At 28.9% G+C, this 21,447-nt stretch carries 20 protein-coding genes and 1 riboswitch; of the genes, 8 read left to right on the forward strand and 12 right to left on the reverse strand.

Annotated features, from left to right (window positions below):
• Positions 1–38 precede the first annotated feature (38 nt).
• From BEE63_RS16725 to BEE63_RS16740, 4 genes are read right to left on the reverse strand one after another with little or no spacing between them, the layout of a single operon-like run.
• Positions 39–293 carry a cysteine-rich small domain-containing protein gene (locus BEE63_RS16725; protein WP_066022463.1) on the reverse strand — a complete coding sequence of 85 codons (255 nt, stop codon included), beginning with the start codon at positions 291–293 and terminating at the stop codon, positions 39–41.
• Entirely contained in the window at positions 286–1,461 is a 1,176-nt protein-coding gene (locus BEE63_RS16730; RefSeq protein WP_066022464.1) for an ABC transporter ATP-binding protein, read from the reverse strand. Before BEE63_RS16730 ends, BEE63_RS16725 begins: the two co-directional genes overlap by 8 nt.
• On the reverse strand, positions 1,458–2,486 hold the full coding sequence (locus BEE63_RS16735; protein WP_066022465.1) for a FecCD family ABC transporter permease: 1,029 nt from the start codon (positions 2,484–2,486) through the stop codon (positions 1,458–1,460). Before BEE63_RS16735 ends, BEE63_RS16730 begins: the two co-directional genes overlap by 4 nt.
• A 21-nt stretch (positions 2,487–2,507) precedes the next feature.
• Entirely contained in the window at positions 2,508–3,944 is a 1,437-nt protein-coding gene (locus BEE63_RS16740) for an ABC transporter substrate-binding protein (protein ID WP_066022466.1), read from the reverse strand.
• Positions 3,945–4,348: 404 nt separating this feature from the next.
• Positions 4,349–4,524, reverse strand: a riboswitch (cobalamin riboswitch).
• 133 nt (positions 4,525–4,657) lie between these two features.
• On the opposite strand from BEE63_RS16740, the gene BEE63_RS16745 reads away from it, so the two are divergent.
• The 3 genes from BEE63_RS16745 to BEE63_RS16755 all read left to right on the forward strand — a co-directional run bounded on the left by BEE63_RS16745 (position 4,658) and on the right by BEE63_RS16755 (position 6,803).
• Positions 4,658–5,047 (forward strand): VOC family protein, encoded by a 390-nt coding sequence (locus BEE63_RS16745; protein WP_066022467.1) that lies wholly within the window; start codon positions 4,658–4,660, stop codon positions 5,045–5,047.
• Positions 5,048–5,067: 20 nt separating this feature from the next.
• Positions 5,068–5,868 carry a hypothetical protein gene (locus tag BEE63_RS16750; protein WP_066022468.1) on the forward strand — a complete coding sequence of 267 codons (801 nt, stop codon included), beginning with the start codon at positions 5,068–5,070 and terminating at the stop codon, positions 5,866–5,868.
• Between the two features lie 113 nt (positions 5,869–5,981).
• On the forward strand, positions 5,982–6,803 hold the full coding sequence (locus BEE63_RS16755; RefSeq protein WP_066022469.1) for a hypothetical protein: 822 nt from the start codon (positions 5,982–5,984) through the stop codon (positions 6,801–6,803).
• Here the strand turns inward: BEE63_RS16755 and BEE63_RS16760 are convergent.
• Together BEE63_RS16760 and BEE63_RS16765 are read right to left on the reverse strand one after the other, a co-directional pair.
• The gene (locus BEE63_RS16760; RefSeq protein WP_066022470.1) at positions 6,800–7,330 is read right to left on the reverse strand and encodes a phosphatase PAP2 family protein; all 531 of its coding nucleotides are present in this window, start codon (positions 7,328–7,330) and stop codon (positions 6,800–6,802) included. The two genes, BEE63_RS16755 and BEE63_RS16760, sit on opposite strands and share 4 nt — an antisense overlap.
• A gap of 149 nt (positions 7,331–7,479) precedes the next feature.
• Complete coding sequence (locus BEE63_RS16765) at positions 7,480–8,070, reverse strand: flavin reductase family protein (protein ID WP_066022471.1); 591 nt, start codon at positions 8,068–8,070, stop codon at positions 7,480–7,482.
• A 186-nt stretch (positions 8,071–8,256) separates the two neighbouring features.
• Between BEE63_RS16765 and BEE63_RS16770 the strand changes: the two genes are divergently transcribed.
• The 3 genes from BEE63_RS16770 to BEE63_RS16780 are packed head-to-tail and all read left to right on the forward strand — an operon-like array spanning position 8,257 to position 11,654.
• On the forward strand, positions 8,257–9,471 hold the full coding sequence (locus tag BEE63_RS16770) for a YibE/F family protein (RefSeq protein WP_066022472.1): 1,215 nt from the start codon (positions 8,257–8,259) through the stop codon (positions 9,469–9,471).
• A 27-nt stretch (positions 9,472–9,498) separates the two neighbouring features.
• Positions 9,499–10,173, forward strand: a complete 675-nt coding sequence (locus BEE63_RS16775; protein ID WP_066022473.1) for a response regulator transcription factor — start codon at positions 9,499–9,501, stop codon at positions 10,171–10,173.
• On the forward strand, positions 10,170–11,654 hold the full coding sequence (locus BEE63_RS16780) for a sensor histidine kinase (RefSeq protein ID WP_066022474.1): 1,485 nt from the start codon (positions 10,170–10,172) through the stop codon (positions 11,652–11,654). The genes BEE63_RS16775 and BEE63_RS16780 overlap by 4 nt, the downstream gene beginning before the upstream one ends.
• 2 nt (positions 11,655–11,656) lie before the next feature.
• Here the strand turns inward: BEE63_RS16780 and BEE63_RS16785 are convergent, their stop codons facing one another.
• On the reverse strand, positions 11,657–13,021 hold the full coding sequence (locus BEE63_RS16785; protein ID WP_066022475.1) for a S1C family serine protease: 1,365 nt from the start codon (positions 13,019–13,021) through the stop codon (positions 11,657–11,659).
• Between the two features lie 180 nt (positions 13,022–13,201).
• On the opposite strand from BEE63_RS16785, the gene BEE63_RS16790 reads away from it, so the two are divergent.
• Both BEE63_RS16790 and BEE63_RS16795 read left to right on the forward strand, forming a co-directional pair.
• Positions 13,202–14,221 carry an AI-2E family transporter gene (locus tag BEE63_RS16790; protein WP_066022476.1) on the forward strand — a complete coding sequence of 340 codons (1,020 nt, stop codon included), beginning with the start codon at positions 13,202–13,204 and terminating at the stop codon, positions 14,219–14,221.
• Between the two features lie 269 nt (positions 14,222–14,490).
• Complete coding sequence (locus tag BEE63_RS16795) at positions 14,491–16,317, forward strand: LTA synthase family protein (RefSeq protein ID WP_431732488.1); 1,827 nt, start codon at positions 14,491–14,493, stop codon at positions 16,315–16,317.
• Positions 16,318–16,361: 44 nt separating this feature from the next.
• Here BEE63_RS16795 and greA read toward each other — a convergent pair whose 3' ends face one another.
• The 5 genes from greA to BEE63_RS16820 form a co-directional block, all read right to left on the reverse strand.
• A complete protein-coding gene (gene greA / locus BEE63_RS16800) occupies positions 16,362–16,826 on the reverse strand; it encodes a transcription elongation factor GreA (RefSeq protein ID WP_066022478.1) in 465 nt (154 codons plus the stop codon).
• 404 nt (positions 16,827–17,230) lie between these two features.
• Positions 17,231–18,013: a PilZ domain-containing protein gene (locus BEE63_RS16805; protein ID WP_081312588.1), complete on the reverse strand. Its 783-nt coding sequence runs from the start codon at positions 18,011–18,013 to the stop codon at positions 17,231–17,233.
• Positions 18,014–18,143: 130 nt separating this feature from the next.
• Entirely contained in the window at positions 18,144–19,103 is a 960-nt protein-coding gene (locus tag BEE63_RS16810) for an acyl-CoA dehydratase activase (protein WP_066022479.1), read from the reverse strand.
• Positions 19,091–20,182: an acyl-CoA dehydratase activase-related protein gene (locus BEE63_RS16815; RefSeq protein ID WP_066022480.1), complete on the reverse strand. Its 1,092-nt coding sequence runs from the start codon at positions 20,180–20,182 to the stop codon at positions 19,091–19,093. The genes BEE63_RS16810 and BEE63_RS16815 overlap by 13 nt, the downstream gene beginning before the upstream one ends.
• Positions 20,154–21,080: an acyl-CoA dehydratase activase-related protein gene (locus tag BEE63_RS16820; RefSeq protein WP_066022481.1), complete on the reverse strand. Its 927-nt coding sequence runs from the start codon at positions 21,078–21,080 to the stop codon at positions 20,154–20,156. Before BEE63_RS16820 ends, BEE63_RS16815 begins: the two co-directional genes overlap by 29 nt.
• Positions 21,081–21,447 lie beyond the last annotated feature (367 nt).

A 21,447-nucleotide genomic window follows, 5' to 3' on the forward strand; every position in this document is an offset into this window, starting at 1 on the left:
TTAATAAAATTATATAATAGCATAACTTATAAGTCAAATCATTTGTTGAGTTTTTTACTATTTACTTCCTTTATTTTATTTACAATGTGATCATAGCCCTTTGGGGAATGAGGGATGAGGCAATTTGAACAGTCCTTTATTCCATGGAAGTCTTTGTTATTTCCACCACAGTTTTCTAAAAAGTAAAGTGGGCAATAGCAAAAAAGGCAATTAAAGTTTTCTTCATTTTTTACTTTGTGACAGGGGAAATATTCGCAGTTTTTGTGCTGAAAGAATTTGTAGTTTTCACTCATGGTTATACCTCCTAATATAATTAATTATATTAACTGCATCACTGCAGGAAATTACTTTATCATTAAAATTTTTTCTCAAGGTTATTACTTTTTTATTTTTTTCTAAAGCGTAATTTATGAGATCCATATTTTTTTTATTTATTTCTCCGATTTTAACTCCAGAGTCAATTATTATATCTGACAAGTCAATGATCTTTAAAGCTTTTTCAAAAACGGCTGAACTTATTTTTTCAAAAGGCTCTTCACTTTGAATGTTTAAGCACATAGTTTTGGCTATTTCATAATCAATATCATTTTTATGTAGAATTCCTGTAGAAAAGCCAATATTACATTTTGTAAGAAGCCTGTATATTGGAGTTCCCATTCCACAACCGCCTATTACATAGATACTGTTTTTTAATTGGTTTTTTACTTCTATAGAGCATAAAGCTTTACTGAAGTTAGCATTTTCTATATTATAAAGTTTATTTATAGTACTGTCATCTAAAATATTTTCAGGTTCACCAAAGGCGAAAGCTTTTTTATTTTTAATGAGCATAACTTTATCACAGTATTTAAGAGCAAGGTCAATTTCATGCAAGGATAATATAACTGAAATTTTATTTTTTATGCTTAATTTTTTTAAAGTATTTAAAAGTTCTATTTTATGATTAATATCAAGATGAGTTGTGGGTTCATCTAAAATTATGATTTTAGGTTCTTGAACTAAGGCTCTTGCAAGCATAACTTTTTGTTTTTCGCCATCGCTTAATTCATCAAAATATCGATTTATTAAATTAAAAGCACCAACATCTTTTAGAGTATTTGAAATTTTATTTTCATCATCTTTTGACAGTTTACCAAAAAAACCCGTATGAGGATAACGTCCAAGTGCTGCTACTTCAAAAACTGTCATGAGGTCAAAGGAAGTTTTTTGTGTAAGTACAACTGAAAGTGTTTTTGCAAGGTCGGTCTTTTTTATATTAAGAAGATTTTTTCCATTAATATATACATCACCCTTTACAGGTGGAAGAAGACCTGATATTGTCCTAAGTATTGTGGTTTTACCTGCACCGTTTGGACCAAGTAAACATATCATTTCACCTTCATTAGCACTAAAATTTATATTTTCAATTACAGCTTTTTTATTATAGCCGCAGTATAAGTCCTTTGTTTTTAAACAGTTCATAATGAAGTCCTCCTTTTTAAAATGAGGAAAATAACGATAGGAGCACCTATAAAAGAGGTTACTGCGCTTATTGGAAGTTCTGTTGGTGAAAATAAAGTCCTTGACATAAGATCACACATTGAAGTTACTATGCCTCCAAGTAAAATAGAGCCAGGTATTAAAAATATGTTATTTGAAGTTCTAAAAACCAATCTTGTTATGTGTGGAATAGCTAATCCTATGAATGCAATAGGACCTGCAAAAGCTGTTACAACGGCAGCCAAGATGCTGGAAATTAGTATAATTGCAATTCTAAAAGCTTTTATTTGTATTCCCATGCTTTTGGCATAATCTTCTCCAAGTAAAAAGGCATTCAAAGGTTTTATTATAAACATTGAAGCTAAGAGAGTGGGTATTCCTATAAAGATAAGTATATGTATGTTCTTCCAGGTAAAGCCTGAAAAGCTTCCATATGTCCACATGGTAAAGTTTTGAAGCTCTTCTTTGGTTGCAAAAGTAGATAAAATACTTGTTGCAGCACTGCATATGTATCCAACCATTATTCCAATTACCAGAAGTGTTACTATGCTTTTAACTTTGTTTGCAAATAAAAGTACTACAATTGTTACTAAGGTAGAGCCAAGTAAAGCTGCTAAAAATATTAAAAAAGGAGCGGATAAGGAAAGCCCAAAACTTATCCCTCCAAGCATAACAAGTGCAACAAATAAAGTTGCTCCAGAGGATATACCAAGAACATAAGGTTCCACTATGGGATTTTTAAAGAATATTTGAAGTAATAGTCCCGAAACGGATAGGGCAGAGCCACCTATTAAGGCACCTAGCGCCCTAGGAAAACGTATATTCCATATTATTTCATAGTTCCCACTATCATAAGAACCGTGTCTAAGTAATATTTTAAATACTTCAATTAAGTTTATTTTTATGGAACCAACACTGATACAAAAGGCAAAAGTTATAATCATCATTATAGATAGAAGTATAATAAAGATTACATGTTTTGCATTCTTTTTAAGAATAAAATTCATAGCTATCCTCCAAAGTAAAGTTTAGTAATGTGAATAATGTTTTACAGTATAGCCTTTAAAGCTATCTGGATGTAATATAGATGCTAAATCTTCTATGAGTTCATCAGTTTTATCTATAGATTGATAATAATCTTCACTAAAGCACCATACTTTTTTGTCTTTTACAGGTTTAATACTTTTAAGCACAGGAGCGGTAGTAAGCATTGATTTAACTGATGGTGTATATTTTTTTGTAGAGGCATAGATTAATATGTCAGCATCTTTTGCTTTTGCGTAAAAATCTTCAAGAGTTATGTATCCACTTTCATTTTTGAAGTTTTTAAATATATAATTTCCGCCTGCCATTTGAATCATTTTTGCAGGATAAGAATTTTTTTCGGGTATATATACTTTTCCATTCTCAACTATTCCCCATGCAACGTTTGGTCGTTTTAATGAAGATGTCTTTTTAGTTATAGCATGAACTTTTTTGACCATATCATTAAAGTACTTTTCAGCGGTATCTTCTTTGTTATAAAATGCCGATAAAAATTTTATCCATTCTAATCTTCCAAGTGGATTTTCCTCTAGATATTCATTGTCAGAAGCATAATTTATTTTTAATTCATCGAATTTTTTCATCATATTGTTTAAACCATAAGTTCCTCCATAAAGAAATGCCATATCTGGTTTTGAAGATGAAATTTTTTCATAGTCAGGAGAATTATTATCTCCAACATAAGTTATAGAATTGTTTTTAAGACCATTTTGTATGTCTTTGATTTCCCATTCATTTTCTTTTGATGTAACGCTCTTTATACTGCCTAATTCATTTAGCGGTTTCAACAAAGTACCTTGAGTAGTTGATGCACACAATACATTTGTTACAGGTGTAGTAACTATAGTGTCATTTTTGTATTCATCTGGGACAGCTTTCCCTTTTGGTACAAGTATTAAGACTTTGTTATTTCCGTCAGTTACTTTTTTAAGTCCACCTCTTAGGTATTTAATGCTAAATGCTTTTGTGTATTTTAAAGGCATTTCTGTTTCGATGTTAAGCTTCCCATTTGAGTAATCTAATCTAGCGTCCATTACATCACTTAAGAAGTCCATTGGGACATACATATCGTTATTTTTAATAGTAGGTACGGTACTCATTTTTACTACAGTGGTAGCTTTGGTCTTCAGGGAAGTTACATAAGCTGTATCGCTGCCTGATGTAATTTTTAAAGTTTCATCAGGATCTGATATGTTGGCAGTTTTGCCATTTAGTGAATATTTTCCATTTACGCATTTGTAAGCGTCTTTTAGCGAAACATAAACTTTACCATTATAATTCATAATAGATGCGCTGGTCTTTTTGGAGCTTGGTTCATTAGCTGTAGGAGTTTTATTTGTACTGCTAGGAGTACATGAAGATAAAGCTAAACTGACTAAAACCAATAAAGAAATTACTAGTATTTTGATTTTTTTGTACATTGTAAATCTCCTTCCTATTGTAAAGGGTCGTTAAATTAATAATTATAATTTCAAAAACAAGGGAAAAATTCCTCCGTGTCTATGGTATTTTTCGCAGTGAAGCGGAGAAAAATTTACCTTGCTTTTATTCTAAATGAAGTAATATTATTTTGGGAACGGTTTAAACAAAATTCAATAAGTCTTGTTCCAAATTATAAAAAGACTTAGTATTTTTATAATTGGGAGCTTAGACTTATGAGTTTTATTTAATGTCTCAAAATACTATTACTTCTTCGGAAGATTGATGAAAATAAAAAAACCTCGCTTATGCGGGGCGAAATTTTGTACATAAATATAACTAATATATCCCTATAGATTAATTTTGGGAATATTATCTTATGTTTATGGATTTTACTTCCCTCCGAAGTTCCATAATACTTTAGGTAGGTCTCCTGACTTACAGTTTAACCTCTGCCATCCTTCCCAGAAAAATTCCCAGTGGATATTGGCTTTGTACCTGCATACAGTAACGGGGGTTGTATTGGATTTTTACCAATTTCCCTATTAAACCTTAATTGGTGCCTAAAGCATAGCATTTAGTTTATGGTTAGTATACCATGTTATTTTATAAATTACAATTATGCAGAATAGATAAGTTATTTTAATGTTAACATAAAATTTTATATATTATGATATAATAAAAAATTAGAGATAAATTAAATGGGGATGATAATATGAAAATTGAACATGTGGCAATGTGGACAACAAATATAGAACAGTTAAAAAAATTCTACATTGAGTATTTTAATGGAAAAAGTGGCAATAAATATATAAATGAGAAGAAACACTTTGAGTCCTATTTTATTGAATTTGATGAGGATGCACGATTAGAAATAATGTCTAATGAGAAAATAAAATCAAGGACAAGTGATGGAGCTCAAGAATTTATTGGATTAGCTCATATAGCTTTTTCAGTAGGAAGCGTAAAAAAAGTGGATGAGCTTACTGACTTATTAAAAAATAAAGGATATGAAGTTGTAAGTGGACCAAGGCGTACGGGAGATGGATATTATGAGAGTTGTATATTAGATCCTGATGGTAATAGAGTAGAGATAACTGAATGATATTTTGAAAGGAAATGGATATGAATTCTTTAGTAAATATATTTATACAAGCATTAATAGAAACAGTATATTTAACAGGGGTAATAATTGCTGGTGGATTTATATTGGGCTTCTTAAGAAATAATTCAATATTAAATTTTGAGAGAAGTTTTGGAATGAAGGCTGTTATGATAACCGGATTTATAGGAGTGCCTGTTCATGAACTAAGCCATGCTTTAGCTGCGATTATATTTGGGCATAAAATTGTGGACATGAAGCTACTACAAAAACCAGACCAAAGTGGAGTATTAGGTTATGTGAAACATACTTATAATGCGGCAAACATATATCAGCAAATAGGAAATTTTTTCATAGGTGTTGCTCCTATTTTTGGGGGTATAACTGTAATAATTGCTTTAATGAGAGTAACTATGCCAGTAGAATTTACAAATTTTATTACTATAATGAAGCAAAATTTAGGGGTTACTGTATTAAATAAAGGTTCAATACATGGAATTCTAGCTTCTAATATAATGGCTATGAAGACTATTTTTTCTGCGGTTAATTTGAAAAATCCATATTTTTATTTGTTTTTATTTATTGCAATATGTATATCATCACATATATCTTTAAGTGGTGCGGATATGCAGGGAGCATGGAGCGGGCTTATAAGTATATTTATGATTATTCTTGTTATAAATATTTTTGGATTGTCTAAATATATATTTAATATAAATATTGTGAGATATAATGTTTTAATGACATGTTTTATTCTTTTAGCTGTTGCATTTTCTTGTATTACGTTTTTAATAAGTTTAATTACAAGAGTTGTAAGGATATGATTAAATGGTTCACAAGGTGAAGTTAAAGTTATGCATTTTTAAAATGTTATAAACAAAGCATTATGATGTATGTATAACTTAATATTATGATATTTTAAAGATGGTGATATAAAATGAAGATAGATTATATAACTGAGATTGCGGTTTTATCGAGAACTTTAATCGAGGCTATTTATTTTACAATAATATTAGTAGTATTTAGTTTTATTCTTGGTGGATTTAAAAATTTTATTATAGGTAATTTAAAAAGCAGTATTGGGAAAAAAGCTGTAATGGTAATAGGGGCTTTAGGTTCTACTTTTCATCAATTTCTTCATGTATTTATGGCTGTTGTATTTGCACACAGAATTGAAGATATAAAATTACTTCAAGAGCCAGATAAAAATAATATGCTTGGATACGTAAAGTGTTTTGATAAGAATGAAAACTTTTATCAAAGGACAGGGGATTTTTTTATAGGAATTATGCCTTTTTTGTGGGGGATTTTGGCTATATTTATAGGCGTTAAAGTTATTATTCCAGGTACGCTGCAGAATATTCTTAAAGTTGTATATCAAAATGCCAATTCTATAACTTTAGATTTTGGTACTTTAAATGGAATTATAAATTCGAATAAATGTATGTTAGAAACTTTTTTTGATGTTTCAAATGTAGCTAACCCACATTTCTTTATATTTATATTTGTAGCGGGATATATTTTTTTAAGCATGTCACCAGATAAGGGTGACATACGATGTGTAATGAGAGGCTTTTCAATAATTTTTATTATATTAATGGTATTTAATTTTATTGATGCTTTTGATGTATCAAAATATACTTTTGCACTTTATATAATTAGAGCAGGAGTATTAACTTTAGGTTTTCTTGAAATATCAATTGTTATAGCTTTAATTTCAGCTATTATTAGTTTAATTTTGATGATTGCACTGGGCTAAATTAGATTGTATTGAAGTACTATAAATAGTAATTTAGAGCACAGAATTCCAAGAAGTACGCCTCCAAGTACGTCTGTAGGATAGTGTACGCGTAAATAAACTCTCGATATAGATATAAGAAATGCTAGTATGAAAAATATTATGCCTGTGTTATTAAAATAAAGGTAAAGCATATTTGCGGCAGCAAAAGATGAGAAGGTGTGACCAGAGGGGAAAGAATAAGATGCAGGTTTTGAAATTAAAATTTTTATACTTTTATCAACATTGCAAGGACGTATTCTTTTTACACAATGTTTGATTAAACCTTCTCCTAAAATTGAGCTCATAACAAGTGCTAGTAGTACACTTAAGGCTGCTATTTTATAAGGCGTTAGAAGCCATAAGAAGGTTGATATTATTATCCAGATTAGACCTCCATTACCCATACATGTTATGCATATCATGATTCTATCTAAAAGTGTATTTTGATGTTTAAAAGGGGTACGAGAAATTATAAAGTTATCAAATTTTCTTACAAATAGCATCATTATTTCACTCCTTTATTTTAGCTATTTTTATAAATATAAACTGATTGCTTAGTTTTAACATTCATTATAATTTTATTTTACAATTTTTATATTAAATCTATATTAAAAGGAATGAAATAATGTTCTAAAATTTAATAAAATATATGCACCTATTTAGCGATTCTGTGCTTTCTACTTTTCTTTTTTACTGAAAAACCAAAAGAGCCCAATGGCTTTGAACTTAAACCGTAATATTCTCCATGACTGTAGCATATAAGGTTAGCTTTATTAAAACATATCTTATTATTCTTATCTAATAAATTTTCATCTACTTTAACATTCAAGATTTCTAGTAGAAATAAATCATGTGTTCCAAGTGGTGTTACTGATTTAACTTTGCACTCTAAAGCAACTGGCGAATTTTCTAGTGAAGGTGTAGAAATCGACACACCATCATTTAGTTTTAAATTAAAATGCTTAATTTTATCTTCTTTTTTCCCAGAGACAACACCGCAGTAGTCTACAATTTTAACCATACTTTGGGTAGGAAGGTTTATAGTACACTCACCACTTTCTGTAATGTATTCATGTGAAAGTCTTTGAGGTCTAACTCCCATGGCTAGTATTGGCTCTTTAGTACATACAGTACTTATCCAGCCAACGGTAAAAATATTTATTTTATCGGATTTGTTTTTGCTAATAACAAGAACTACGGGGGTAGGGTTTAACATAACACTGCCCTTGAAATTTAATTTACTCATGTGTATGCTCCTATTCTATATATTGAACTTTATTTAATTTACAATATTTTTAATTATATTAATATAACATCTCCGAATATTATTTTAACATATGATTAATATTTAAAGAATTACTTTTTTACTATATACAGCTGTGATATATTAAAGATGTTTATAATTATATTTTAACAGAATGGAGATGAAACTATGAGCAAAAAGAAAAAGATTATATTTGCAAGTCTGGCAGTTGTATTTGCTGTACTTTTTTTAATATGGCATTTTTATTTTAGTGATAATAACGGAAATACTGTTATACATGGTAAAGTAATTGGAGAAGCGTCAAGTAACAAAAATTCATCTAAAAATAAAGTAGTAAATGTACCGGAAAATAAAAAATCAATTAACAACAAAAGTTCATTGAAACAAAAGTATGTTTTGGTGAAAATATTAAATGGAGATTATAAAGGGAAAGTTATTAAACTTGAAAACTTGATTAATGAAAAAACTGCACACCAAACACTTACTAAAAAGGGAGATGAAGTACTTGTTAATATAGATGAGGACAGCAAGGGCAAAATAACAAGTGCGTACATATATGATGTTGTAAGGTATAAATTTATTTATGAACTTATAATTATATTTATAATATTACTTGGTATAGTTGGAGGAAAAAAGGGAATAAAGTCAGTAATTGCACTTGGAATAACTGGATTTGCAGTTCTAAAAATAATGGTACCACTTATACTACATGGATTTAATCCAACGGTTGTATCAATTGTAATATGTATGGGTGTAAGTACGATTAATCTTCTGATAATAAGCGGAAAGAACAAAAAAACTTTAGCAGCTATAATGGGCACCTGGGGTGGAGTAATATTGTCAGCGCTTATTGCAGAATTTAGCATATTATCCTTAAATCTTGCGGGACTAACAGATGAAGAAGAGCAGATGGTTATTTATATCTCTCAAAATGTAAATTTTAATTTTAGTGGTTTGCTTTTTGCTGGAATACTTATGGGAGCTCTTGGAGCAGTTATGGATGTAAGTATGTCTATTGCATCATCTATAAATGAAATAAATGATAAACAGGATAATGCAAGTATTAAGGATCTTGTAAAATCAGGTATGAATATTGGAAAGGATATAATGGGTACTATGGCCAATACTCTTATTCTTGCATATGTTGGTGGAGCCATGTATGCTATTATATGGATTTCTTCATACGATTTGCCTTTATATAGAATTATAAATCAGGATGTAATAGCTTCTGAAGTTATAAAATCTTTAGCGGGAAGTATTGGACTTATATTTACTATACCTCTTACTGCAATTTGTTCTGCTGTCATATTTAAAAAAGAGAAGAAAAAGCTTAATAATGGGGAGAATAGTATAATAGAAGGTGGAGAAATAATTAAAGAATAGACTTATATATATATGGGGGGATATAATTTGGATAAAAACATTCTTATAGTAGAAGATGAAGATAGAATGATGGAACTTATAAAGGCATATTTAAAAAGAGAGGGATACGGTATAATTGAAGCAGCTGATGGCAGAAGTGCTTTGGATAGTTTTAGCAAAAATTCTGTGTCCCTTGTTATTTTGGATATAATGATTCCTGTTTTAGATGGATGGACTGTCTGCGGCGATATAAGAAAAAAATCAGATGTTCCTATAATAATTTTAACTGCTAAAAATGAAGAAGATGATAAACTTCTTGGATATGAGCTTGGAGCGGATGATTATGTTACAAAGCCGTTTAGTCCCAAGGTTCTTACAGCTAAGGTTAAAGTGCTTTTAAAGAGGGCTAGGCTTAATGAAAAATCTGAAAGCCAAGAGTTTGATGGCCTTAAGATAGATGAGATTTCCCATGAAGTTATGATTGGGGATAAGGAAATCTATTTGTCTCCAAAGGAATATGATCTTTTGATTTATCTTTGCCATAATAAAGGTATAGCTTTAACCCGTGATAAAATTTTAGATAATGTTTGGGGAAAAGATTATTATGGTGATTTTAGAACTGTTGATACTCACGTAAAAAGACTTAGAGAAAAGCTTCAGGACAAATCGTATCTTGTAGCTACAGTTAGGGGAAGTGGATATAAGTTTGAGGTGAAAAAATGAAGATAAAAAAAAGTATAACAACTAAATTATTTTTGGTAACCTTAATTTTTTATGCATTTTTCATAATAGCTATACTTGTATTCGAAAGTGCTTTTTTTGGCAAGTTTTATCAAAATAAAAAAATGGATAGTCTTGATACAGCAACTATGAATTTTAAGAAACAATATGATAGTAAAAGCGATTCTAATTATGATATTCAGAGCAGTATAAAGGAGTTTGAGCAAAAAAATGATTGCAAAATTGCAGTGCTAAATCCATATGGAAACTTGAGATATTTGGAAAGTGACTATGAAAGCAGTAGTACAATTGCACAAATAAATATAATTAAGGATATAATGCATAGCTGGGTATCAAATCCTGCTGAATTTATTAACATGAAGAGAACAGGAAAAAGTAAGACTTATGTTTTTCAGAGTAAGACATATAATGTAAAAAATATAGTATGTGTAGTACCAGGTAAAAATGGTGATGTTATATTTGCAATATCGTCTTTTGAGGCAATTACAGAGGCGTCATCAGTAATGAGAGAATTTTTTATCTACATATTATTAAGCGCAATTGTTGTTGTAGTAATTTTGTCATTTATATATTCAAAAATGATAACAAAGCCATTAAAAAGACTGAGAAGCACTGCATCTAAAATGGCAGAACTTGATTTTAATGAAAAATGTACAATAACCTCTGATGACGAAATAGGTGACCTCGGAAAGAGCTTAAACTTTCTTTCCGAAAATTTAGATAGTTCCCTTAGCTCTCTCAGGAAGGCCAATGATAAATTAAAAAAGGATATAGAGAAAGAAAAGGAACTTGAGAAAATGCGAAAAGAATTTGTGGCTGGAGTTTCTCATGAACTTAAAACACCTGTAGGAATAATTGAAGGCTATGCGGAAGGACTTAAGGATAATGTAGTGACTAGTGATGAAGAAAGGGAATATTATACTGATGTGATTATTGATGAGGCATCAAGAATGGGAAAACTTATTTCTGATATGCTTGATTTATCTCAACTTGAGAGTGGAAATTTTAAACTCACAAACGAAAAATTCGATATAGGGGAAATGGTATTTAAATGCTGTAAAAAATATTATGCTATACTTGAAGAAAGAAATTTAGATATGGATATAAATATAATAAATAATTATGTTTTTGGAGATAAATATAGAATAGAACAAGTTTTAATTAATTTACTTAATAATTCTATGAAATATGCTAAAGCTAGTATAAATATAAATATGATTAGAGAAGGTAATAAGATTACAGTAGAGGTTATAAATGATGGAGAACATATAAATGAAGTTGAAATAAATAAAATCTGGGATAAATTCTATAAAACTGATAAGTCTAGAAATAGAAAAATAGGTGGTACAGGACTTGGACTTGCAATAGTTAAAAATATAATAGAACTCCATAAAGGAAATTATGGAGTTCAGAATATAAAAAAGGGGGTAAAGTTCTATTTTTCACTTAATGTAGCCAATTAGATTTATTTATCAGATAATTTTAGAGAGATGGTTTTATATGAATCATCTCTATAAACTTCAACTTGAACAACATCACCTGAATTATGTTTTCCTTTAATTTGATTTATGTCGTTTGTTGAGGATACTTTTTTACCATCAAATTTTGTTATGACATCTCCAGCCTGTAATCCAGCTCTTTGAGCAGCACTTAAATCTTCTACTTGTTCAATATATACTCCCTGTGGAATATTGTGCTGTTCAGCTGTATTTTTATCTATATCTTCACATGATATACCAAGTTTAAGCATTGGTTTTGAGAGGTTTTGAATTTTTGTTTTTACAGTATCTATTGGTATTGAGAAACCAATGCCTTCTACGCCGCTTTCACTTACTTTTGCAGTATTTATACCAACGACCTGTCCTAAAGAGTTAACAAGAGGACCACCACTATTTCCAGGATTAATTGCTGCATCTGTTTGAATGTATTCTTGAGTTGCACCACTAGTTGTACCACTACTGCTGTTGTTATTATCACCAAAACCGTTATTACTACTGTCTTCACTTCCAACGCTTATTTGTCGATTAAGAGCGCTGACAACTCCAGTTGTAACTGTACCTAAAAGTTCTTTGCCAAGAGGATTTCCTATGGCTACAACTGAATCTCCTACATTCAAGCTGCTTGAGCTTCCAAGTTCAGCAACACCAGGCACTGTAAAATCGCCTGTCATTTGTATAACTGCTACATCAGCTGATTCATCATAATTTACAACTTTAGCTTTCACTTGCTTTTTATTATTTAAAATTACTGTTATTGTATTTGCTCCTTTTATAACATGATAATTTGTTAGAATGTATCCATCCTTATTATATATAATTCCTGATCCCATTCCTTCTTGAACTGAATTACGTGAGTTTTTTCCATTACCAAATGAACCAAAGAAGGAATTATAATCATCTTGAGTTACATTGGTTTTTGTTGAAACTGCAACTACAGCTGGACTAACCTTTTTTACTATTTGTGATACGGTTAAACCACTTCCAGCTGAACTGTTCGTTTTAGCAGATGTTGCAGATGCATTAATATATGATGATGGGGAAGCATAACTATTATTTACAGCTTTGTAGAGAGGAGTATTTTTGAAAAAATTTGATTTAGGAATAAGATATAATGCTGAAGCTGTTGATATTCCTCCACCAAGTATTGCACAAGTTAACCCTACAGCTATATATGAAGCTAATTTTTTGTTGAAAGGTCTTTTAGTTTTGTCTGTACCTTCTACGTCGTATTCAATAGGTAGATTCATGTTAGTAGTATTATCATTTTTATTATCATTTATATTATTATTTCCATTTCCATTTGTATTATTGGAATTATTTAAGTTATCCATAAGTATTGTTACCTCCTTAATTGTTCATGTTTTGTATGCCTTAATAATAATACCTATATGTGACAGTTATGTGACAACATTGTTAAATAGTTGTTTAGATTTAAAAGTTATACCAAAGCTATACCATTGAAATTATAGAAATTTCATAGTAAACTATTACTGTAAAAGGAGGGTATTATATTGGAAAGTTTATTAGAGCTATTTCATAAAGAATCATTTAAGAGAGCTTCATTTTTGATTCTCTTAATTGCATTTTTCTATTTTTGTAGAACTATAATAAATTTTATTTTGTTAACATTTATTATTACATATTTAATTAGCAGTCTACAAGGTTATATAGTCTTAAAACTAAAAAAACATATTAAAGTTCGTGAAAGCTTAGTTACTATATTGTTATATGTGACAATGATAGCTCTGATAGTTCTTGCATTTTATAGTTATGTTCCAATAATTGTAAGACAAACAACAAGTATTATTAATCAAGCAAGTAGTTTCTATAATAGTGTTGATTTAAATCAATTAGGAATACTCGGCAAGTATATACAACCAATTATTTCTAAAGTGGATATAGGATCATATACTAAAATGGGATTGGGCTATATTATAGAATTTGCTAAAAGTTTTGGAACGGTAAGTTTAAATGTTTTTTTTGCATTTGTATTAAGTTTATTCTTTGTGTTAGAAAAAAAACAGATACAAAATTTTGGAAAAAAATTTGAAAAAAGTAAATTATCTGTTATGTATAAATATTTTATATACTATGGAAACAATTTTTTGAATTCCTTTGGTAAGGTTATAAAGGCACAGATTATAATAGCTTTTGTTAATACAATATTATCAGTTATTTCTCTTATAATAATGGGATTTCCTAATATTATGACCTTAGGGGTTATGATATTTGTATTAAGTCTTGTTCCTGTGGCAGGAGTAATCATTTCTCTTGTACCTTTATCACTGATTGCATTTAAAATTGGTGGTATTGTGGAAGTATTATATGTGATTATAATGATTTTTGTCATTCATTGCATAGAAAGCTATTTTTTAAACCCTAAATTAATGTCATCAAAAACTAAATTGCCTATATTTTTTACTTTTATAATACTTATTGTATCAGATCATTTTATGGGAACATGGGGACTATTACTAGGAATACCACTTTTTATGTTTATACTTGATGTATTTGAAGTAAAAGTTTCATAAAATTATTTTATGAGAGAATTTTTAAAGGTTATATGTATATAAGACATAAATTCTAATGCGTTATATGTACTAATACATGAATAATTTATTTAATGTTAATAAGTTATTTATGTATTATTAATTTTTTTATATTATATTATAGGAGAATGATAAATTGGAAGAGAGATGAGTGAATGAAATCTTATGCAGCGGATAAGAATTATTTATTAGATAGAGCAACAGATTTATTTTCGAAAATATTAAATTATGGTGATAGTATAGTTTTTTTCATGGTTATATTTTTTAAAGTAGTTTCTTATGGAAGGGAAATTTCTCCAGAATATTTTGACACAGGTGTTATTACACCAATATTTGCTTCTGTACTAATACTTTTTAGCTTTTCGTTATTATTTAAGGGAAAGAAAAGAACTGTATATTTCCTTGTAATTGACATTTTGATAAGCATTATTCTTGTATCGGATATAGCGTACTTTAGGTATAATAAGGATATAATAACTGTTTCTGCAGTCAAAAATGCAAAAATGTTAATGGGAGTAAAATCAAGTGTAGCAGGTGTTTTAAAAATTACAGATATTTTTTATTTTATTGATGTTATTATATTTATAATTTTAGAAAAATTTTTTAAAAAACCGTATAAATATTATGATAAATCTACTTTCAAGTTAAGAATCATTTTGTTTGCTGCGGTATTAATTTTAGGCTCAGCAATGGAGGCAAGTGCATTTCATAAGGTTTCTACAGAGCAGCCTACGTTATTAACGGCAATGAGTAATAGAATATATTTAACAAAAATGATTGGAGATGTAAATTTTCATGCTGTAGATGCGTATAATTATACGAAAACCAAGATAAAAAACTCTAAAAAGCTTCCTGAAAAAAATCAGAACGCGATTAGCGGATATCTTAAGAATAAGAATTCTAATAGTGGCGTTAATTTTAAATCTGAGGGTTCAGGAAAAAATCTTATAATGATACAGGTGGAAGCACTTCAACAGTTTGTTATAAATAGAAGCATAAACGGAAAAGAGATAACACCTAATTTAGACAGGTGGATAAATAAAAGTTTGTATTTTGATAATTATTTTTATCAAGTATCTCAAGGAACTACTTCTGATGCTGAATTTATGTCATTAAATTCATTGTATCCAGCTGAATCAGGAGCAGCATATTATACTTATGCAGGTAATACTTTTAATTCTATTCCTAAGGAGTTAGGTGATAAAGGGTATTATACAGCAGCGCTTCATGGTTATACTCCAGGATTTTGGAATAGAAATGTTATGTATAAAGCAGAAAAGTTTGATGATTTCTTTTCTCAAACAAATTACAATTTGAATCAAACTGTCGGTATGGGGTTAAGTGATGAATCTTTTTTAAATCAATCTCTTACAAAATTAAAAAGCTTTAAGCAACCGTATTTTTCATTCCTTATAACTTTAAGTAGTCATTATCCTTTTAATGATACAAAAGCATATGAAAAGTATACTAATGATAAATTAGATGTTGGAAAATACAAAGGTTCGCTTTTGGGAAATTATCTAGAAGGAATACATTATACAGATGAACAGTTAGGAAAGTTTTTGGACGAACTGGATAAAGAAGGAATAACTAAGAATTCTATAATTGTGTTGTATGGAGATCATTTTGCAATACCAAAAGAAAATATAAATCAACTTTATGCTTTTGAAGATACAAAAGAAGCAAATGATCTTAAATGGTATGAATATCAAAAAGTTCCTATGCTTATTCATTTCCCTGATGACGAGCATAAAGGTGTTAACCATACTTATGCAGGCCAGATGGATCTTTATCCAACTTTAGCTAATATGTTTAATATAAATAATAATTATATGTTTGGTGATGATCTGCTTAATCTAAAAGATGCAAATAAGAAGAGAGTTACATTTAGAAATGGGTCATTTACAGATGGTAAAGTATTTTATGTATCATGGACTGATACTTATTATGATATAGCAACTGGTAAGAAGATTCCAGAAACATCTGAACTTAAAAGCGAAAAAAATGCAAGTGCAGCTGAACTTAAATATTCAGATGATTTATTAAACCATAATTTAATTAAAACTTTTTCAAAATAAAAAAATCAGCTTAAATGTTTTAACATTTAAGCTGATTTTTTTATTTATAAAATTTTAACTACCTCAACTTCATAGTTACCATCGGGAGATTGAACAGTAGTTTTGTTATTTACTTCTGCTTTATATAAAGCTTTTCCTAATGGAGAATCAATGCTTATTTTCATATTTTTAATATCAGCTTCTACAGAACTTACTAATGTAACTTCTTCTGTTTCATCTGTATCACAAAACTTAACTAACGCTTTTTTATTCAAATCAAATATATTTTGATTTTCAGAACTTTCAACTACAGTACAGCTTTTTAGTATAGCTTCAATTTCTTGAATTCTAGTCTCATTCATAGACTGGTCATCTTTAGCAGCACTATAATCGGCATTTTCACTTAAATCGCCTTGTGAACGGGCAAATTTTAGAGCTTCTTTAATTTCAGCCCTTTTAACAGTTTTTAAATATTCCAATTCATCTTCAAGTTTTTTCTTTCCAGATTCAGTTAAAATCTTACTACTCATCAATAAACACCCACTATCTTAAATTTTGTATAATAAAGAGAAACCAATTGAAAAATCTATATATGAATCAATTAAAAATTGTATTTAATAAATATATAGATAAAATTCATATTGCTTTCCATATAAAAAATATATACACATTATATGTATATTTATTTGCTTTCCTAAAATTATATAAATAAAATATAGTGAAACCTTATTTATATGTAATAAAAATACATATAAATTTAAACAACTTACCACAAGTTTCACTATATATCATATTACTAAATTCAATTTATTTCAAGAAGTTTCTACATTAAACTTATATAATATAGGATTTTAAGTTTAATATTTTATTTATACATGTACCATAATGTTTTGAAAATTAATGTCTTGGTACATGTGTAAGTAAAGTTTAATTATTATCCTATATTTGTTAGAGTTTTAGATATTTCGTCTATAGCTAGTAGTTTTATTTCATTAGGTAGTTTTTCAAAGTCAATTTTGTATTTTTGAGCACGATCACTTTGAAAATCAGATAAATTAATTTCTCTCAATTGTAGTGCTGAAATACTTTCGGAATTGTCTTCAAGGGATTTTATTGAAAAATCAAGTATATCATAGAATTGATCATATTCATACATACTTACTTTAAAACAATTTGCATTTTCCTCTAGATATGTGCTTAATCTTTCAACAATATTATTTCGTATACTTAAATCAAGAACCTCTGTTGATTTTTTAAAACTTCCTATTTGATATGTTGCATATTGAAATATTTTATACAAGTCACTATTTGATATATCTAAAGTGTAATATACATTTGGAATTATGTAAGTTTTTTTATCTTTGTATATTGATATAAACTTTTTATTATAAAGTGAATCAATAAAAAGCTTTAGGAGGTGTTTATCAGCAGCGATAATATCGAATTTACATCCATTTATAAATCCAGATGAAAAGCTATTAACAGCTCCCCATATAATTGTTGAATTACATGTTATATTTAAAGCTCCCATTCTAAAATTAAAAGTGATTTTATCGCCTGTGTTTAATTGTTTAGGTACATGAATTCGTGCACCTGATTCACTGATATCAAGAATTTCAACATTATAAGATTGAGATACACCATTTACTATAAAAGAATTTACAGTACATTTGTATTTTGTTCTTTTAAATTTTCTATGTTCACTAAAGTTTCTCATAAATAACCACCCTCAAATTATTACCATAGTAAAATAATATTTTCTAGATAATAATATTATACAGTATATAGTTAAAATTAACAAAATTAATTCATAGTATTGTAATAATTTGAGTTATTGACATATAAAATTATACAGCATTGCTTTTACTCCATTTTCCGCATCTATCACCGAAGCATCCTATAATGGAGCTGTTATTTTTTATTTCAACTACTTCACATCTGTTAGAACATCCAGAACATTCAAAGCTCTTAGAATTAAAATCTGTATTAGATAAACTGAATCCAGTAAAATTAGTATGATTTTTTCTTTTAATTAAACTTTCCTTAGCAATCAAAGCAGCACCTATAGCTCCCATAACTTTATGATGAGGGGGAACTATTACTTTACAACCTAAATAATTTTCAAAAGAATTTTTCATACCTACATTTGAAGCAACTCCGCCTTGAAAAAATATTTCAGGAACAATTTCCTTGCCTTTACCTACATTACTTAGATAATTTCTAACAAGAGCATCGCATAAGCCTTTAATTATATCCTCTTCTTTGTAGCCTAATTGCTGTTTATGTATCATATCTGATTCTGCAAAAACGGCACAGCGCCCTGCAATACGAACGGGACATGTACTTTTGAGGGCATACGTTCCGAAGTCTTCTATAGGTATATCAAGTCTCTCTGCTTGCCTATCAAGAAAGGAGCCAGTTCCAGCAGCGCAAACAGTATTCATTGCAAAATCAGTAACAATACCACTTTTTAATGTTATAATTTTAGAATCTTGACCACCTATTTCTATAATGGTTCTTACATTTTTATTTATGCTTAATGCTGCTACTGCATGTGCTGTTATTTCATTTTTAACTGCATCTGCACCAAGTACATAAGATGCTATCTCTCTTCCACTTCCAGTTGTACCAACGCCTAAAATTTGGTCATCAGTATATTTTGTGTTTAAAAATTTAAAACCTTCTTTTATGGCACTAATTGGTCTACCTTTAGTTCTCAGATATAAACTATCTACTACTTCATTTTTCTCATCTAGTATAACTATATCAGTACTTACTGAACCAACATCTACACCTATATAATACATTTATTTTTTCTCCTTTCAAGTAAATCTATAAATGCTTCTATTCTCGTCATGTAACCTGCATCTCCTGTCATCTCATCTATTATTAATGATAGAATAGGAAAGTCTTTTTCTTTTGATATTGATGGAAGTATTGCTTTAGATACAATTTCAGGCATACAACCCATAGGAAATAATTGTATTGCTCCATCAAATCCAGCTTTACTTGCAGTAACGGCTTCTCCAATACATTCACGTCCATGACCACCTATATAGTAAGGCAAATATTTTTTTGAATTAATTCTTAGGCTTAAGGAATTTAAATTTATAGCAGATAAAATTGCATCTTTGAACCACCAACTTGGATTTAAAGTTTTTTGGGTGGATATTCCTAAATCCATTAATTTGTCTTCAATATAAAAGTTTGAGAAAGGTTCTAATATTGTATAAATTTCACCTATAATTGATATTTTTAAAGGCTGCTTATTGGGATCTATTGGAACATTTTTTATCATGCGTTTATATTTTAATAAAAGAGCTAAAATTGAATCGGCACCTGTAGTATTTAAGGCACTATTTTTACATGAGTTTAAAATCCTTTTGCATTCACCTTTTTTTAATTCAAAACCAGCTTTATATCTAGCGGTTTTTTCTATATAATCAATAAGATTTATTATTTTGTAGGCGGAATATAAAGTTTTCATTTTTTCAAAGTTACTTATAGAACTTGCATTTGAAATTTTTGAAATCCTATTAAAAAATTCGGATTTTCCTATGGATGATGGTTTATCTAATACTATAAAATCAACATTATATCCAAGGTTATTTAAAAGATTTATTTGCATTTCACAATATTCGCCAAAGCGACAGGGACCACAGCTGCCAGTTATAATTATGGTATCAGCACCTCTTTTTATGCAGTCTATATATGCTCCAAGCATTATTTTAAATGGAAGGCATATATCTTCAGGAGAATAGAGAGAACCTAATTCAAGACACTTTTTATTGCTTTTAGGAGGCATTATATAATCTATTCCAAGGTTATCAAAGACTGCTTTAGCTGCATAACAAGTGTTACCTAATTGAGGAAATGTTATTGTCATTAAAATCGTATCTCCTTTCAAGCATATCGGAAAAAGCTTCAAGCCTTGTATTAAAACCAGCTTCTCCAGTTTGTTCATCAATTTTAAGAACTAATATAGGGAAGTTTTTGAGTTCTTTTTTTATTAAATCTATTATCACTGAATCTATACCACACGCGAAAGATGAAATGTATATTATACCGTCTACTAGATGATTTTTTGCAGCAAAAGTTGAAAAACCATAGGATTTTCTTGCAAAAGTCCAAAATGGTTTTTTAAATAGATTATTTATTTCATTATTTATAAAATTTTCATCTATATCTTTTTCAGTGAGTATACTTATATTAAAATTATCTAATTTATTTACTAAATTTAAATTGGAGAATGTATCCCATATATTATATGGGTGACCAACTAAAGCTACACGAGTACTATGTAACTTATGGCTGCTTTTTTTTGAATTAAAAGTATTTTGAACCGTTTTAGCTTTTATGTATGATTTTTGAATTTTAAAGCTACTTTTAGTAAATTCATGACCACATTTTCTTATAAATTTCATAAAATTTTTTTCTGTATCCATGTAAATAGGGTAGGATATTATTTTAGGCAAATCAGGTATAGAATTCTTGATCATTTCTGGAAGACCACAGAATTTAGGACATATAGATTCACCTTTACTAATTGACATGATTCTAGGAATAAATATGTAATCACATTTATCCTTTAAATATGCCGCATGACCGTGAAATATTTTTATTGGTAAGCAGGCTTCATCAACACAGTACTTTATACCAAGATTTAAAATGTTCTTGTTTGTATCGGGAGAAGTTACTACATTGCAGCCAAGTTCGTTAAAAAAAGTGTTAAAAAAGGGATAATAATCACAATATAAAAGACCCTTTGGAAAACCTATTTTCATTTAATTAAGCCTCCTCTAAAAAGATTGTAAGTATATTGGATTATTTTGCCCACAAAAGAAAAATATATTCAAAGAGAAAAATTAAAGATAAGTAACAATATTTTAGAATACCAAAAATAATTAAGAATTAAGAATGAAAAATTAAGAATGAAGGATGGTTTTCCGTCGCTTCTCTCCGGAAAAACTGATAATACATAAAAGAACATTTTTATCAGTGAAAATGGAAAGGATATAAGGTTGAAAATTTTTCGTAGTGTAACGGAGAAAAAGTCACCTCGACTTACTCTCTAAGCGAAGTAATAGTGATTTGGAACAATTTAAAAAAATTCTAATAAATCTTTTTAATGTTCCAAAGCATTATTACTTC

The sequence above is a fragment of the Clostridium pasteurianum genome (assembly GCF_001705235.1).
Lineage (GTDB): Bacteria > Bacillota > Clostridia > Clostridiales > Clostridiaceae > Clostridium_S > Clostridium_S pasteurianum_A.